Origin of the sequence: Pseudonocardia parietis, from assembly GCF_017876315.1 — a bacterium.
GTDB lineage: Bacteria > Actinomycetota > Actinomycetes > Mycobacteriales > Pseudonocardiaceae > Pseudonocardia > Pseudonocardia parietis.
Genome location: NZ_JAGINU010000001.1, coordinates 4,585,621 through 4,598,114, shown reverse-complemented (window position 1 = coordinate 4,598,114; position 12,494 = coordinate 4,585,621). Strand labels below are relative to the sequence as shown.

Annotated in this window: 11 protein-coding genes and 1 pseudogene; 6 read left to right on the top strand and 6 right to left on the bottom strand. The window is 74.1% G+C overall.

The features are described from left to right. Positions 1-446 precede the first annotated feature (446 nt). The gene (locus tag JOF36_RS21750) at positions 447-1,316 is read right to left on the bottom strand and encodes a spermidine synthase (RefSeq protein WP_210030212.1); all 870 of its coding nucleotides are present in this window, start codon (positions 1,314-1,316) and stop codon (positions 447-449) included. A 161-nt stretch (positions 1,317-1,477) separates the two neighbouring features. Between JOF36_RS21750 and JOF36_RS21745 the strand changes: the two genes are divergently transcribed. From JOF36_RS21745 to aroB, 4 genes and pseudogenes are all read left to right on the top strand, one after another. Further along, positions 1,478-2,119 (top strand): prepilin peptidase, encoded by a 642-nt coding sequence (locus JOF36_RS21745; RefSeq protein WP_210030210.1) that lies wholly within the window; start codon positions 1,478-1,480, stop codon positions 2,117-2,119. A 66-nt stretch (positions 2,120-2,185) separates the two neighbouring features. Further along, positions 2,186-3,391: a chorismate synthase gene (gene aroC / locus JOF36_RS21740; RefSeq protein WP_210030209.1), complete on the top strand. Its 1,206-nt coding sequence runs from the start codon at positions 2,186-2,188 to the stop codon at positions 3,389-3,391. Then, positions 3,388-3,909 (top strand): annotated as a pseudogene (locus JOF36_RS39320) (shikimate kinase); the annotation flags it as partial. The gene aroC and the pseudogene JOF36_RS39320, both read left to right, overlap by 4 nt. 224 nt (positions 3,910-4,133) lie before the next feature. Beyond that, positions 4,134-5,282 (top strand): 3-dehydroquinate synthase, encoded by a 1,149-nt coding sequence (gene aroB, locus JOF36_RS21730; RefSeq protein WP_245350934.1) that lies wholly within the window; start codon positions 4,134-4,136, stop codon positions 5,280-5,282. A gap of 622 nt (positions 5,283-5,904) precedes the next feature. Here the strand turns inward: aroB and JOF36_RS21725 are convergent. Beyond that, positions 5,905-7,956 carry an HNH endonuclease signature motif containing protein gene (locus JOF36_RS21725; RefSeq protein ID WP_210030206.1) on the bottom strand — a complete coding sequence of 684 codons (2,052 nt, stop codon included), beginning with the start codon at positions 7,954-7,956 and terminating at the stop codon, positions 5,905-5,907. 143 nt (positions 7,957-8,099) lie between these two features. Between JOF36_RS21725 and JOF36_RS21720 the strand changes: the two genes are divergently transcribed. After that, a complete protein-coding gene (locus tag JOF36_RS21720; protein WP_210030204.1) occupies positions 8,100-8,330 on the top strand; it encodes a hypothetical protein in 231 nt (76 codons plus the stop codon). A gap of 66 nt (positions 8,331-8,396) precedes the next feature. Here JOF36_RS21720 and JOF36_RS21715 read toward each other — a convergent pair whose 3' ends face one another. Together JOF36_RS21715 and JOF36_RS21710 are read right to left on the bottom strand one after the other, a co-directional pair. Beyond that, entirely contained in the window at positions 8,397-8,990 is a 594-nt protein-coding gene (locus JOF36_RS21715) for an HdeD family acid-resistance protein (protein WP_210030202.1), read from the bottom strand. Continuing rightward, positions 8,974-10,251, bottom strand: a complete 1,278-nt coding sequence (locus JOF36_RS21710; RefSeq protein WP_307862514.1) for an AI-2E family transporter — start codon at positions 10,249-10,251, stop codon at positions 8,974-8,976. Before JOF36_RS21710 ends, JOF36_RS21715 begins: the two co-directional genes overlap by 17 nt. Positions 10,252-10,329: 78 nt before the next feature. On the opposite strand from JOF36_RS21710, the gene JOF36_RS21705 reads away from it, so the two are divergent. Further along, positions 10,330-11,262 carry a YihY/virulence factor BrkB family protein gene (locus JOF36_RS21705; protein ID WP_210030193.1) on the top strand — a complete coding sequence of 311 codons (933 nt, stop codon included), beginning with the start codon at positions 10,330-10,332 and terminating at the stop codon, positions 11,260-11,262. On the opposite strand, the gene JOF36_RS21700 is transcribed toward JOF36_RS21705, so the two are convergent. Together JOF36_RS21700 and JOF36_RS21695 are read right to left on the bottom strand one after the other, a co-directional pair. After that, positions 11,218-11,736: an ATP-dependent endonuclease gene (locus tag JOF36_RS21700; protein WP_210030191.1), complete on the bottom strand. Its 519-nt coding sequence runs from the start codon at positions 11,734-11,736 to the stop codon at positions 11,218-11,220. The genes JOF36_RS21705 and JOF36_RS21700 overlap by 45 nt on opposite strands. 12 nt (positions 11,737-11,748) lie before the next feature. After that, positions 11,749-12,468, bottom strand: coding sequence for an MBL fold metallo-hydrolase (locus JOF36_RS21695; RefSeq protein WP_210030189.1), 720 nt, complete (start codon positions 12,466-12,468; stop codon positions 11,749-11,751). Positions 12,469-12,494: the final 26 nt, after the last annotated feature.

Below are 12,494 nucleotides of genomic sequence, written 5' to 3'. Positions count from 1 at the left end.
CGCCCCGCGCAACCCCGCACCCCGCACCCCGCACCCCACACCCCGCGCGCCCCGCACCCCGCACCCACACCCCGCGCGCCCCGCACCCCGCGCGCCCCGCACCCCGCGCGCCCCGCGCGCCCCGCGCCCCACGCGCCCGGCCCAGCGCCCCGCGCCCGCCCGCGCCCGCCTCGCGAGGGGCGCACCCGCCCCGCACCCGCCCCGCACCCGCCCCGCACCCGCCCCGCGCCCGCCCGCGCCGCCTCGCGAGGGGCGCACCAGAGCACTTCGATCATGAGAGGACCGCGCTGAGGTGCCCCTCGTGCGGCCGTCGCTGCCGGGAGCCCTGCGAGGGGCACACCAGAGCTGTTCGATCAGAGGTGGAGCGCTCTCCTGTGCCCCTCGCGGCGCCGCGGGCTTGTGCCTCTGGTGGCGCCGCGGGCTTGTGTCCCTGGTGGCGCCGCGGGCTACTGCCCCCAGAGGCCGGCGGGCGGCTTCGGCGACGGTACGGCCGTTGAGTCGGTGACGACGGCGGCTCCGTGCGCCAACGCGCGGGTGTCCTCGTCGTCCAGCACCCGGGCCGGGAACGGGTCCGCGGCGGCGCGGCGCACCAGTCCCGGAACCGGGAGGCCCCGGTCCGAGCCGACCAGCACGACGTTGCCGAACCGGCGGCCGTGCAGCACGTCCGGCGCGGCGATCATCGCCAGCTCCGCGAACGTGGCGCCCGCGGTCGCGATCTGGCCGGGCAGGAACGGCCACGGGGCACTGTCGCCGAGGTTCGCGACGTGGATGCCGGTGGGTGCGAGCACCCGGTGCACCGACCGGAGGAACTCGGCGGTGGTGACCTGGGCGGGCGTGCGGGCACCGGCGAAGACGTCCAGCACGACGAGATCGAACGATCCCGGCGCGAACCGCTCCAGGCTCGCGCGCGCCTCCGCGGTGACCACCCGGAGCCCGTCGAGCTCACCGGGACCGGGCAGCCGGTGCGCGACCAGCTCGGCCAGCGCCGCGTCCAGCTCGACGACGGTCTGCGTCGACCCCGGCCGGGTCGCGGCCAGGTAGCGGGCCAGGGTCCACGCGCCGCCGCCCAGGTGGAGCGCACGCAACGGCACCATGGGCGGCGCCGCCAGGTCCGCGACGTGCGCGATCCGCCGGACGTACTCGAACTCCAGGTGCTCGGGATCGGCGAGGTCGACGTGCGACTGCGCCGTGCCGTCGAGCAACAGGGTCCACGACTGCGGGCGGTCGGGGTCCTGCACCAGCTCGGCCACGCCGTGGTCGACCTCGGCCCGGATCACCGCCGAGGCGTCACGCGCACCCCGCGGCCCACTTCCCATGCACCCCATCCTGCCCGTGCCCGGGCAGCCGCCACGGAACCCGCCCCCGTACCGGAGAACCGCGGGCCCGGACACCGCTTCGACCCGGCACGCGCCCGAAGTTGTCCACAGGCTCGGAAGTCGTGGGTGCAACGGGTCCGATCGGCGGCAGGCTCGAGGACATGGACCTGCAGCTCCTCCCGCTCGCGGCCGGCCTGCTCGCCGGAGCGGCCGGCGCGTGGGCCGGTGCGCTGACCCGGCGGTGGCTGGCACGGCTGCGCCGGGGCGCCCCGGTCGAACCGCCGTGGTGCGAGATCGGCGTGGGCGTGCTCTGGTCGGCGCTCGGTGTGCTCGTCGCCGGCGGCCTGCTCGACGTCCGGTGGGCGCCGCTGCTCGCCGTCCTGTCCTGGCTCGGTGTCGCGGGCGCGGCCACCGACCTGCTGCGACACCGCCTGCCGAACGCGCTCACCCTGCCCGCGCTGCCGGTGGTGCTGCTCGCGCTCGTCCCGGCCGGGCCGGCGGCGGTGCTGCGCGGGCTCGCCGGTGCGGTGCTGCTGGCCGGCGCGTACGCGCTCGTGCACCTGGCCTCGCCGGGCGCGATGGGGGCCGGGGACGTGAAGCTCGCCGGCCCGGTCGGCGCCGCGGTGACCGGCACGGCCTGGGTGGCGCTGCCGGTCTCGGCGGTCCTCGCGATGCTGTTGTCGGCCGCGGTGGCGGCGTTCGCGCTGGTCGCCGGCCGGGCACGGTGGGGGAGCGCCCTCCCGCACGGGCCGGTGCTGCTCGGGTCGGCACTCGTCGTGGTCGTCGCGGGGGTGGCCGGATGAACCCGTTGCCGGCGCAGGTCTCGGGCTGGTCCGAGCGCGGGAACCCCGGGTGAGAGGATGAACGCCGTGCTGCGATGGATCACCGCTGGGGAGTCCCACGGCCCGGCGCTGGTGGGTGTGCTGGAGGGCATGGTCGCCGGAGTCGGGATCACCACGAAGGAGCTGCAGGTCGAGCTGGCCCGCCGCAAGCTCGGCTACGGCCGCAGCCCGCGGATGGCGTTCGAGGCCGACGAGCTCGAGGTGATCGGCGGCATCCGGCACGGGGTCACCCAGGGTGGCCCGGTCGCCGTCCGGATCGGCAACACCGAGTGGCCCAAGTGGGAGACGGTGATGGCGGCCGACCCGGTGGACCCGGAGCTGATCGCGAACCGCGCCCGTAACGCGCCGCTGACCCGGCCCCGCCCCGGCCACGCCGACCTCGCCGGCATGACCAAGTACGGCTTCGACGAGGCCCGCCCCGTGCTGGAACGCGCGAGCGCCCGGGAGACCGCGGCCCGGGTCGTGCTCGGCACCGTGGCGAAGGCGTTCCTCGAGCAGGCGTTCGGCGTGACGGTCGTGTCGCACGTCGTCGGGATCGGCGCCGTCGACGCCCCGGACGAGGAGCCGCTGCCCGGCCCGGGCGACCTGGACCGGATCGACGCGAACCCGGTGCGTGCCTTCACCGATGAGACCGGTGCCCGGATGGCCGCCGAGATCGACGCGGCACACGAGGCCGGCGACACCCTCGGCGGGGTGATCGAGGTGATCGCCTACGGGATGCCGGTCGGCGTCGGCAGCTACGTGCAGGCCGACCGCCGCATCGACGCCCGGCTGGCGTCCGCGCTGATGGGCGTCCAGGCGATGAAGGGTGTCGAGATCGGTGACGGCTTCCGCACCGCGCATCGCCGCGGGTCCGTCGCGCACGACGAGATGGTTCCCGCCGGTGCGCGCGGCGAGGGCCCGGGCGGCACCGTGCCCGTCACCCGGCTCACCAACCGCGCCGGCGGCATCGAGGGCGGCATGACCAACGGCGAGCCGGTCCGCGTCCGGATCGCGATGAAGCCGATCTCCACGGTGCCGCGCGCGCTGCGCACGATCGACACCGAGACCGGTGAGGAGGCCACGGCGATCCACCAGCGGTCCGACGCCTGCGCCGTCCCGCGGGCCGGCGTCGTCGTCGAGACGATGGTGGCCCTCGTACTGGCCCAGGCGGCACTGGAGAAGTTCGGTGGCGACTCGCTGGCCGAGACGCGCCGCAACGTGGCCGGTTACCTCGCCGGGAGCGAGCAGTGACCGCGCCCGGTCCGGACGCCCACGGGCGGCCCTTCGTCGTGCTCGTCGGCCCGCCCGGGTCCGGCAAGACGACGATCGGCACCCTGCTCGCCGAGCGGCTCGGCCTGAGCTTCGCCGACACCGATGCCGCGGTCGTGGAGCGCATCGGCAAGCCGATCGCCGAGATGTTCGTGCAGGAGGGCGAGCCCGCGTTCCGGGCGCTGGAGCGCGAGGTCGTCGCCGAGCAGCTGCGGGCCGGGCACGGCGTCCTCGCCCTCGGCGGCGGGGCGGTGCTGGCCGAACAGACCCGGGCGCTGTTGCACGAGCACCGGGTCGTCGCCCTCGACGTGGACCTCGCCGACGGGATGCGCCGCACCGGCATGTCGACCGCGCGGCCACTGCTGGCCGGGGTGAACCCACGGGCGACGTTCCGAAGCCTGCTCGCCGACCGGGCGCCGCTCTACGCCGAGGTCGCGACCGTGCAGGTTCCGACCGCGCGGCGCAGCCCCAACCAGGTCGTCGCCGTAGTGCTGGCCGCGTTCGGGCTCGCGGAGGGTGAGGCCGCGGACGCCGCCCCCGATGCGGAGGACCCGCACGACCGGCCGACCCCGCGCCAGGACTCGGCGCTGCCGACCCCCGGCTTCGGCAACCCGGAGGGCGGGACCGCGAGCACTGACCCCGCGACCACTGACCCCGCGAGCACGGGGCCCGCCGGCACCGGCGACACCGCGAGTGCCGGCCCGCACGACCAGGTGGAGGCCCGATGACCACGGACCCCGCTTCCATCGGCCCCGCGGCCACCCTCCCGGACGCCTCCGGCGTTCCGGAGCGCGACGGCGCCGTCCGGATCGAGGTGAACGCAGAGCGCCCCTACCCGGTGCTCGTGGGCGCCGGTGTCTCCGCGCGCCTCGCCGAGGTCGTCGCGTCGACCGGGGCCGGGCGCGTCCTGGTCGTCCACCCGCCGACCCTGACCGACCGTGCTGAGGCCGCCCGCGCCGAGCTCACCGGTGCCGGGCTCGCCGCGTCCACGGTGCAGGTCGCCGACGCCGAGGCCGGCAAGTCCCTCGACTCGCTCGCCGCCTGCTGGCAGGCCTGCGCGGACGCCGCCCTGACCCGCGCCGACGTCGTCGTCGGGCTGGGCGGGGGAGCGGTCACCGACCTCGCCGGGTTCGTCGCCGCCACCTGGATGCGCGGCATCAAGGTCGTGCACGTCCCGACCACCCTGCTCGCGATGGTGGACGCGGCGGTCGGCGGCAAGACCGGCATCAACACCGCCGCCGGGAAGAACCTGGTCGGGGCGTTCCACGAGCCGTCCGCGGTGCTCGTCGACCTGGACACGCTCCGCACCCTGCCGCACGCGGAGCTCGTGGCAGGCTCGGCCGAGGTCTGGAAGGCCGGTTTCATCGCCGACCCGGTGATCCTCGAGCGGGTGCGGGCCGACCCGGCCGCGGCGCTCGACCCGGCCGGTCCGGTGCTGGCGGAGCTGGTGCGGCGCTCGATCCGGGTGAAGGCCGACGTCGTCGGTGCCGACCTGCGCGAGTCGCACCTGCGGGAGATCCTGAACTACGGTCACACCCTCGGCCACGCGATCGAGCGCCGCGAGGACTACCGGTGGCGGCACGGCAACGCCGTGTCCGTCGGGCTGGTGTTCGCCGCGGAGCTGGCCCGCGCCGCCGGCCGGCTCGACGACGCCACCGCCGACCTGCACCGCGAGGTGCTGGAACTGGTCGGGCTGCCGACGTCGTACGAGCCCGGGGTGCTGCCGGAACTGACCGAGTCGATGCGGGGCGACAAGAAGTCCCGGGCCGGGACACTCCGGTTCGTCGTCCTCGACGGGCCGGCGCGCCCGGGACGGCTGGAGGGCCCGGACCCGGCCCTCCTGGAGACCGCGTACTCCGCGATCAGTCGCTGAGCGCAGCGAGGGCCGGTTGCCGGAGTGCGGTAGCGGTCAGCCGACCGCGGTATGCATCGCTGTTCGCGATGCGAGGTGCCGGCCGACCCGGAACGCCTGGATAGGTGGCCGTGCGCTCGGCGGGGTCGGTGGCGCTGCGGCCCGTGGCAAACGGCTGCCCTCAGCTCGTCTCGATCTCGATCGGGCGTACACGTATCGGGGACAGGATGTCGCGGCTCCCGGCCGCGTGGGCGCCGCCTCCCCGACCGGGTCGTGCGCACACCCGGAGCTCTCGTCGCGCCGGGTGTGTTGCTGGAACGCACGCTCGCCGGCCTCGGGCCGGAGCGGCCGTGCGCGGTGCTCGGGAGAGACCAGGAACCTCCTGCTGGACGCAGACCGGACCCCGCGCGACCGGGATCCGCGTCGCCCAGATCAACACCGGCGCGGGTTGTTACCTCGATGTGGGCATGGTCGAGCGCGGGCTATGCCCGACGTGCCCAGCCAGACGTCGAGGTGCTGGAGGTCTCCGCGACCCGGGAAACGGGCTGCAGGCATGATTCGACTGGCTGCATCGACGTACCTGAGTCGTCCCTTCTCGACGTCGCTGAGCCACGGATCGCACTCCTGACGGCGATCGAAGCCGTCAGAACGGAGGTTTGTCCTGGTCGGGGCCGTTCGGCGGGGCACGGTCGGGCGCATCGTCGTCGAGCGCGGTCATGTCGCCTGCGGTCTCGGCCGTGTCGTCGGCGGTCACGTCGGGCTCGGGTTCGGGGAAGATCGGCATCTCCTCGAGGGCGCGCTCCGCCGCTGACGGTGGCGCGCACTCGACCTCGACCTCGGAGTCGGGTGCCGGCTCGTCGTCCCGGCCCGGCGGGACCGGGTCGGGCAGCGGTGGACAGACCGGTTCGCCGCGGGTGAGGTAGCTGTGGCGTAACGGACTCGTCCATCGGAACGTGCCGGGGGTGGGCTGGGTGAGGCGCCAGTGCCCGGCGGTCTTGAGGGAATGATGGACGATACACAGAGCCCCGAGGTTCGTCTCGACGGTGACGCCACCGTGCCGGTGCTCGTGCGTGTGGTCCTGTTGGGCCTTGCGGGCCGGTCGCCGGCAGCCGGGGTACCTGCAGGTTCGGTCGCGGATCTCGATGTGGCGGCGCAGGGCGCGGTGGGGGAAGCGGGCGTGTGGTTGCTCGTCCAGGGCGGCGCGCAGGTGGTCGCGGCGGGAGTACTGGGCGGCGAGGTCGGCGATCAGGCGCTGCCAACCGGGCGGTGGGTCCGCGACCAGTGCCGTCAGCAGGGTGGCGGGGACCTGGAGTTCGACGACGCCACCGTGGCTCTGCACCGGGCCCGGCCGGCCCCCGGGCGCGGGGACGGGTCGCTGCCGGGTGTGGTCGGCCAGTAGGAGGTGACCGTCGGTGTCGGTGACGGCGAACCGCCATTCGGCATGGCGGTGCCGGGCGACGGCGTCGCGGGCAGGTCCGGCCAGGAGCGGGCCGAGGCCGGGGATCTCGGCGGGGTGCTCGTCGTGGCCGAGCAGGGTGGAGAGCCGGATGCGGATCTCGATCCCGGCCGGGGCCCGCTCGGGCGGGGCCTCGGCCGGCGGATCTGTAGTGGCCGGGACGCTGCAGGAGTCACCCGATCCCGGAGCGTCGGGTTGCGGGCCACTTCCTCCCGGAGCGCTGGGAGCGTCGTCCTCGCCGTTGCCACCATCGGCACCGGCCCGGCCATCGGCACCGGCCTGGCCGTGCGCGTTGGTCCGGTCCGTGGTGGCCCTACCTGTGCGATCGGCCTCGGCCCGCTCCCGCTCCCGGTCCTGTGGTACGACGTCGTCGCACTTCTCCGTCCCGTCCTGCCCGGTGGAGTCGGTGTCGTCTCGCCGGGCGGCACGGGCCAGCAGGGTGGCGATGATCTGGTCGTTGCTCATCGTGTGGACGGTGCCGTCGGTCAGAGCCATGTACAGCTCCACCCGGATATGGGACAAGGAGTCGGGGTGTCCGGCCTCGCGGACGGCGCGGGCGAGGATGTCGACGCGTTCACACGAGGCCTGGGCCGCGGCCGGGTCGAGCCCGATCATCGAGATCGTGGCCGCACCGTCCCGGTCGAGGTAACAGACCACGCGTCGTTCCCGCAGCGCGGCGCGGTAACGGCGGCCGGCGGCGCCCGGGTCGATCGCGATCAGCATCCGCTGGATCCGGGCCCGTAGCTGCCCGGTGGTCAGTCCGGGGGCTTTCGGCAGCAACGCGTCCAGCACCCGCCCGACACAGGCGTCGGTGAGCTGGTCGTCGCCGAGATAGTCGGCGAACACCCAGGCCTTGGCACGGTCGACGGCACCGGCGGCCAGCGCGGCGTGCACGGCCGGCAGCCGCCACACCAGCGTCTCGGCCAGCTCCAGGTCACGGGCGGCGGAGTTCTCGGTGACGGTCAGCGCGGTGGCGATCTCGAACAGGCAGTCCGGATCCGGTTGCTCGACCCGGGCCACCGTGTGCGGGTCGGCATGAGAGTCACGGCGCCCCAGCTCGGCCAGCACGGCCAGCTCACCGGCGTCGACATAGGACCGCAGCCGCCGCCACGCCCGCAACAGCTCCACCGTGGCGTGGTTGGTCACCCGCGCGGCGTCGAGGCCTGCCAGCAGGGTGCACAGCTGCGGGCCCGGCGGATGTTCCGCCAGGCCCGCGGGCACTGTCACCGTCTGCTGCATGACTCGAACATACCGGCGAGCACCGACACTTTTCGCAGTACAGACAGCATTCGTCGAATAATTGTTCGAGCGGCTGACGGGAAGCGCCGAGCGGTCGTTGTGATGTCTCAGGACATCGGTGACGAGTCTGTGTCACGACATCGGTGACACTGTGGACCCTCCACGTAGACAAGGTGTCCTACGAGATCGATGTCGACCACGCGCTCCGACAGGCCCTCATCGACAGCGACGGCAACCACACCGGCGACAAGATCACCATCACCGACCTCGAAGGCGAGATCCTCGCCGAGCACGGCAGATCCGCTCCCTGCATCGGCTACGGGCGACCCCGCGGAACCCGCCCGAAGACCCCGGGTGCGTCACCACAGTCCTGACGCACCAACCGTCAGCGGTGTCCTGATGCAGAACTGCCACCCATGTCCTGAGACATCACACCCTGCTCAGCCGACCGCCGGCTGCGTCTGCGACCGGAACGCCTGGGCGATCAGCACGACGCCGGTGACGATCGCGAACCCGCCGACCAGCCACAGCATCGCGAGGATGCCGGAGGCGGGCCACACCAGCAGCAGCACACCGAAGGCCACGTCGAGCGCCGCCCGGACGGCGATCCAGCCCCACGGCCCGTCGTGCTTGCGGACCTCGTTCGCCGAGATCGCGGTGACCACACCGGCCAGGATCGCCCAGAACGCGATCACGAACAGCAACGCCAGCGCCGCCGACGCGGGCAGCGTGAACGCGACCACACCGGCGATCACCGAGATCACACCCTGGGCGATCGCCCAGCCCCAGCCCGGCCGTTCCGCGCGGTGCCGGATGCCGAGCACGATCGCGGCGATGCCGTCGACCAGCGCGTACGCCGCGAACACGTAGATGAGCGCCAGCACCGCCAGGCCCGGCGTCAGCAGCACCGCGAGCCCGAACGCCAGCACCAGCACGCCGCGCAGCACGACGAGCGCGCGCACCCGTCGCGAGACCGCACCGTCGGTGGCCGTGGCCGTCGTTTCGCGGCCGGTCCCGTCACTCGTGTCGACCATGTCCGTGTTCCGTCCTCTGAGGATCGTCAGGATCGGCGTGCGTCACGGTCCCGGTGGCCGTCACCAGCCCGGTGGCGACCGGATCGGACGTCGTCGAGGTAGATGGTGCCGCTGCCGGCACGGCGTGGACCGGGTCCAAGGTCCCGCTCGCACCCGAACCTTCGGCCCCGTTCGTACCGGCCGGCGCGGTGCTCGCGGGGGCGGCCGGGGCCGGCGTCGTACCCAGCAGCGCGTCGAGCCACCGCGTGCGCGGGTCGGCGTCCACCAGCAGCTGCTTGACCAGCAACGTCAGCGGCACCGCCAGTACCGCGCCGAGCGGGCCGAGCAGCCAGGCCCAGAACACCAACGCCACGAGCGTCACCGAGACCGACAGCCCCACCGCGTTCCCGACGAACTTGGGCTGCACCAGTGACGTCAGCACGAAGTTGACCACGATGAACACGACGGACACGGCCGCGGCCTGTCCCGGCCCACCGGCGAGCAGCGCGAGCAGCACCGGCGGGACGAACCCGATCCAGAACCCGATGTAGGGGATGTAGTTCGTGATGAACACCAACAGTCCCCAGAGCACGGCCAGCGGCACCCCGAGCGCGGTCAGCACGACGGCGTCGATCACGCCCGTGACCAGGCCGACCACCGTGGTGACCACGAGGAAGCGCCGGGTTCCGTGGGCGAACCGGCGCAGCGCGTCGGCGATGGCCGGGCGGGCGGCGGCGACGGCGTCGAGCCGCGCCGTCGCCGCGGTCGACTCGATGCCGAGGAACAGCAGCAGCGAGAACAGGAAGATCAGGTTCCCGGCCAGCCCGGCGACCTGGAGCAGCAGCCCGGCCGCGAGCGTCGTGATCCGGCGGGCGTCCATCGACGCCGTCATCGCCCGCAGCTGATCGACGCCCACCCCGAACTCGGCTGCCCGGGCGGTCAGGCCGCCCACCAGCTGGTTCGCCTCGGCGGCGTAGGCCGGCAGCACCGTCACCAGCCGGGCGACCGACACCACCAGCACCGCGGACAGCACCAGCAGCAGGCCGTGTATCGCCAGGAGCAGCAGCGTCGTCGCCAGCCATCCGGGCACCCCGGCGCGCCGCAGCCGCCCGTGCAGCGGATGCACGACGATCACGATCGTCAGGGCGAGGAACACCGGCCCGGCCAGCCAGGCGGCGGCGTACAACCCGGCCGAGACGACGACGGCCGCGGCCGCTCCGAGGAGCAGGACGGTCGCCCGGGGCGGAGCCGGCGACGCGGCGCCGGATGTGGTGTGTGACACGAGGAAGACATACCGGGGTACGGTCGTCCGGACCAGAGGCCGACGGCCTCGACCGGCGGAATCGGGGAGGGTGCCCCGGTGCGCGACGACATCCGGGACGGGGTGCGGCGGCTGCGCGAGCTGCCCGAGGACCCCCGGCTCGCCCGGATCCGGCGGGCCGCCGAGCGCTACCGGACGGCCCGCGGCAACCATCTCTCCGCCGCCGTCGCGTTCTACACGGTGATCGCGTCCGTCCCGCTGCTGATGGTCGTGTTCGCCGCGCTCGGGCTCCTCGTGTTCTGGCGGTCGGCCACGCAGCAGGATCTGGTCCTCGCGGTGGAGACGCTGGTGCCCGCGGGGCTCGTGTCCGTCGCCGGTCCGGTGCTCGACACGGTCGTGTCGCACGGCGGCTCGCTGGTCGGCATCGGCGCGATCGGCGTGTTGTGGGCGGGCGCGACCTGGACGGCGTACCTGCGGGAGGCGCTGTCCGCCCAGTACCTGTTGCCGCCGGCGAAGATGTCCTCGCCGCGCCGGTTCCTGTGGGACCTGTGGGCACTGGGTGTCCTGGGCGTGGCCGTGCTGGGCTCGCTGGCGGTGACCGTCGCGGTGACGGGGCTCGCCGGCCTCACCCTGGAGCTGCTCGGCCTGCGCGACGCCCTCGGCGGCCGGATCGCGCTGCGGGCCGTCGGTGCCGCGGTGGTCCTGGTCGTCGACTGGGTCGTGCTGTGCTTCGTGCTCGCCCGGCTCCCCCGGGTGCCGGTCCCGTTCGGCCGGGTGGCGGTACCCGCCGGCATGGGGGTGGTGGCGCTGGAGCTGCTCAAGCTGGGGACGGCGCTGACCGTCGGCGCCGTCGCGGACACGACGGGCGGGGCCGTGTTCGGTGCGGTGCTCGCGATGCTGTTCTTCCTGTTCGCGCTGTCGCGGATCGTCGTCGTGCTCGCCGCCTGGATCGCCACCGACGGAACCGGGGACGGGCACACCGCGGTCTCAGAGCCCGACGTCGTCGAGGACCAGACGCAACGGGTCCGGTAGTGCGTCGAGATCGAGTGCCGCGGCGAGCGCTCCGCCGTAGCGGGCCTTGCGCCCGGACCGGACGCCGAGGAACCGGTGCAGCAGCTGCTCCGGAGTGCGGTCGCGTTGCGCGGGTTGGCGTTCCAGGGCCCGCAGGCCGGCCAGCTCGCCCTGGGCCTCGACGACGTCGCGCACCCGATCGGCGCCGAGCGCGCGGATGAGCTCGTCCTCCAGATCGGCGTGGCAGACCCGGCAGGTCCCCGCCGGACCGAGGGCCCGGCGGGCGTAGGCCTCGGCCCCCGCGTCGCACAGCACCGCGATCCGCTGCGGTGCCGCCGGGCCGAGTGTACGCAGCGCGGACGGCAGGTTGGTGTAGCCGTGCAGCGCGACGATCTTCACGTCGTCGGGCGGCTCACCGCGCCGCCGGGCCAGGGTCTCGATCGCGGCGGCGTCACTGGCCCCCTCGACGAGGACGACGGCGCGCGGCCCCGGCATCGGGATGCGGACTCAGGAGCCGAACGCCGCCACGAACTGTTCCGCCGAGGACGCCCGGTAGACCATGTTGGTGCGCTGCACGTCCGTCAGCGGTGCGCTGGGCGCGTCGGAGTAGCGGTGCCCCGGGTAGACCGTCGGGTTGCCCTTGAGCGACGCGAGCTGCTGGAGCGAGTGATACATCTGCGCGGCGTCACCGCCGGGGAAGTCGGTGCGCCCGCAGCCCTGCAGGAACAGCGTGTCGCCCGCGACGAGCTTGTCGCCGCCGTCCGGGTCCGGCACCAGGAAACACTGGCTGCCCGGGGTGTGGCCGGGGGTGTGCAGCAGCCGGATCGCGACGTCGCCGACCTCGATCACGTCGTCGTGGTCGTGCGGGGTCAGGTCGGTCGCGGACAGCCCGGTCACCCGGGTCACGTAGTCGGCCTCGGACCGCTGCACGTGGATCGGGACCGGGTGCCGCCCGATCAGGTCCGCGACGCCGACCAGGTCGAAGCCCATCATCGAGCCGCCGACGTGGTCGGGGTGGTGGTGGGTGGCCAGCACACCGGTCAGGCGCATGCCGTCCGCGTCGAGGGTGGCCAGCAGCTCGTCGGGGGAGTAGGCGGGATCGACGACGACCGCCTCCCGGGTCGCGGTGTCCCCGATGAGGTAGGAGAAGTTGACCATCTGGGTGGCCACCGGGTCGCCGACGGCGTAGTCCTGGCCGGAGAGCAGCTGGCGGAAGTACAGGCCCATGCGGTGACCCTAGGACATAGGCTCGC

Excerpts from the sequence above, each read along its gene's own strand:
- JOF36_RS21750 (WP_210030212.1), bottom strand. The coding sequence starts at position 1,316 with ATGGGAAGTGGGCCGCGGGGTGCGCGTGACGCCTCGGCGGTGATCCGG.
- JOF36_RS21745 (WP_210030210.1), top strand. The coding sequence starts at position 1,478 with ATGGACCTGCAGCTCCTCCCGCTCGCGGCCGGCCTGCTCGCCGGAGCG.
- aroB (WP_245350934.1), top strand. The coding sequence starts at position 4,134 with ATGACCACGGACCCCGCTTCCATCGGCCCCGCGGCCACCCTCCCGGAC.
- JOF36_RS21725 (WP_210030206.1), bottom strand. The coding sequence starts at position 7,956 with ATGCAGCAGACGGTGACAGTGCCCGCGGGCCTGGCGGAACATCCGCCG.
- JOF36_RS21715 (WP_210030202.1), bottom strand. The coding sequence starts at position 8,990 with ATGGTCGACACGAGTGACGGGACCGGCCGCGAAACGACGGCCACGGCC.
- JOF36_RS21700 (WP_210030191.1), bottom strand. The coding sequence starts at position 11,736 with ATGCCGGGGCCGCGCGCCGTCGTCCTCGTCGAGGGGGCCAGTGACGCC.
- JOF36_RS21695 (WP_210030189.1), bottom strand. The coding sequence starts at position 12,468 with ATGGGCCTGTACTTCCGCCAGCTGCTCTCCGGCCAGGACTACGCCGTC.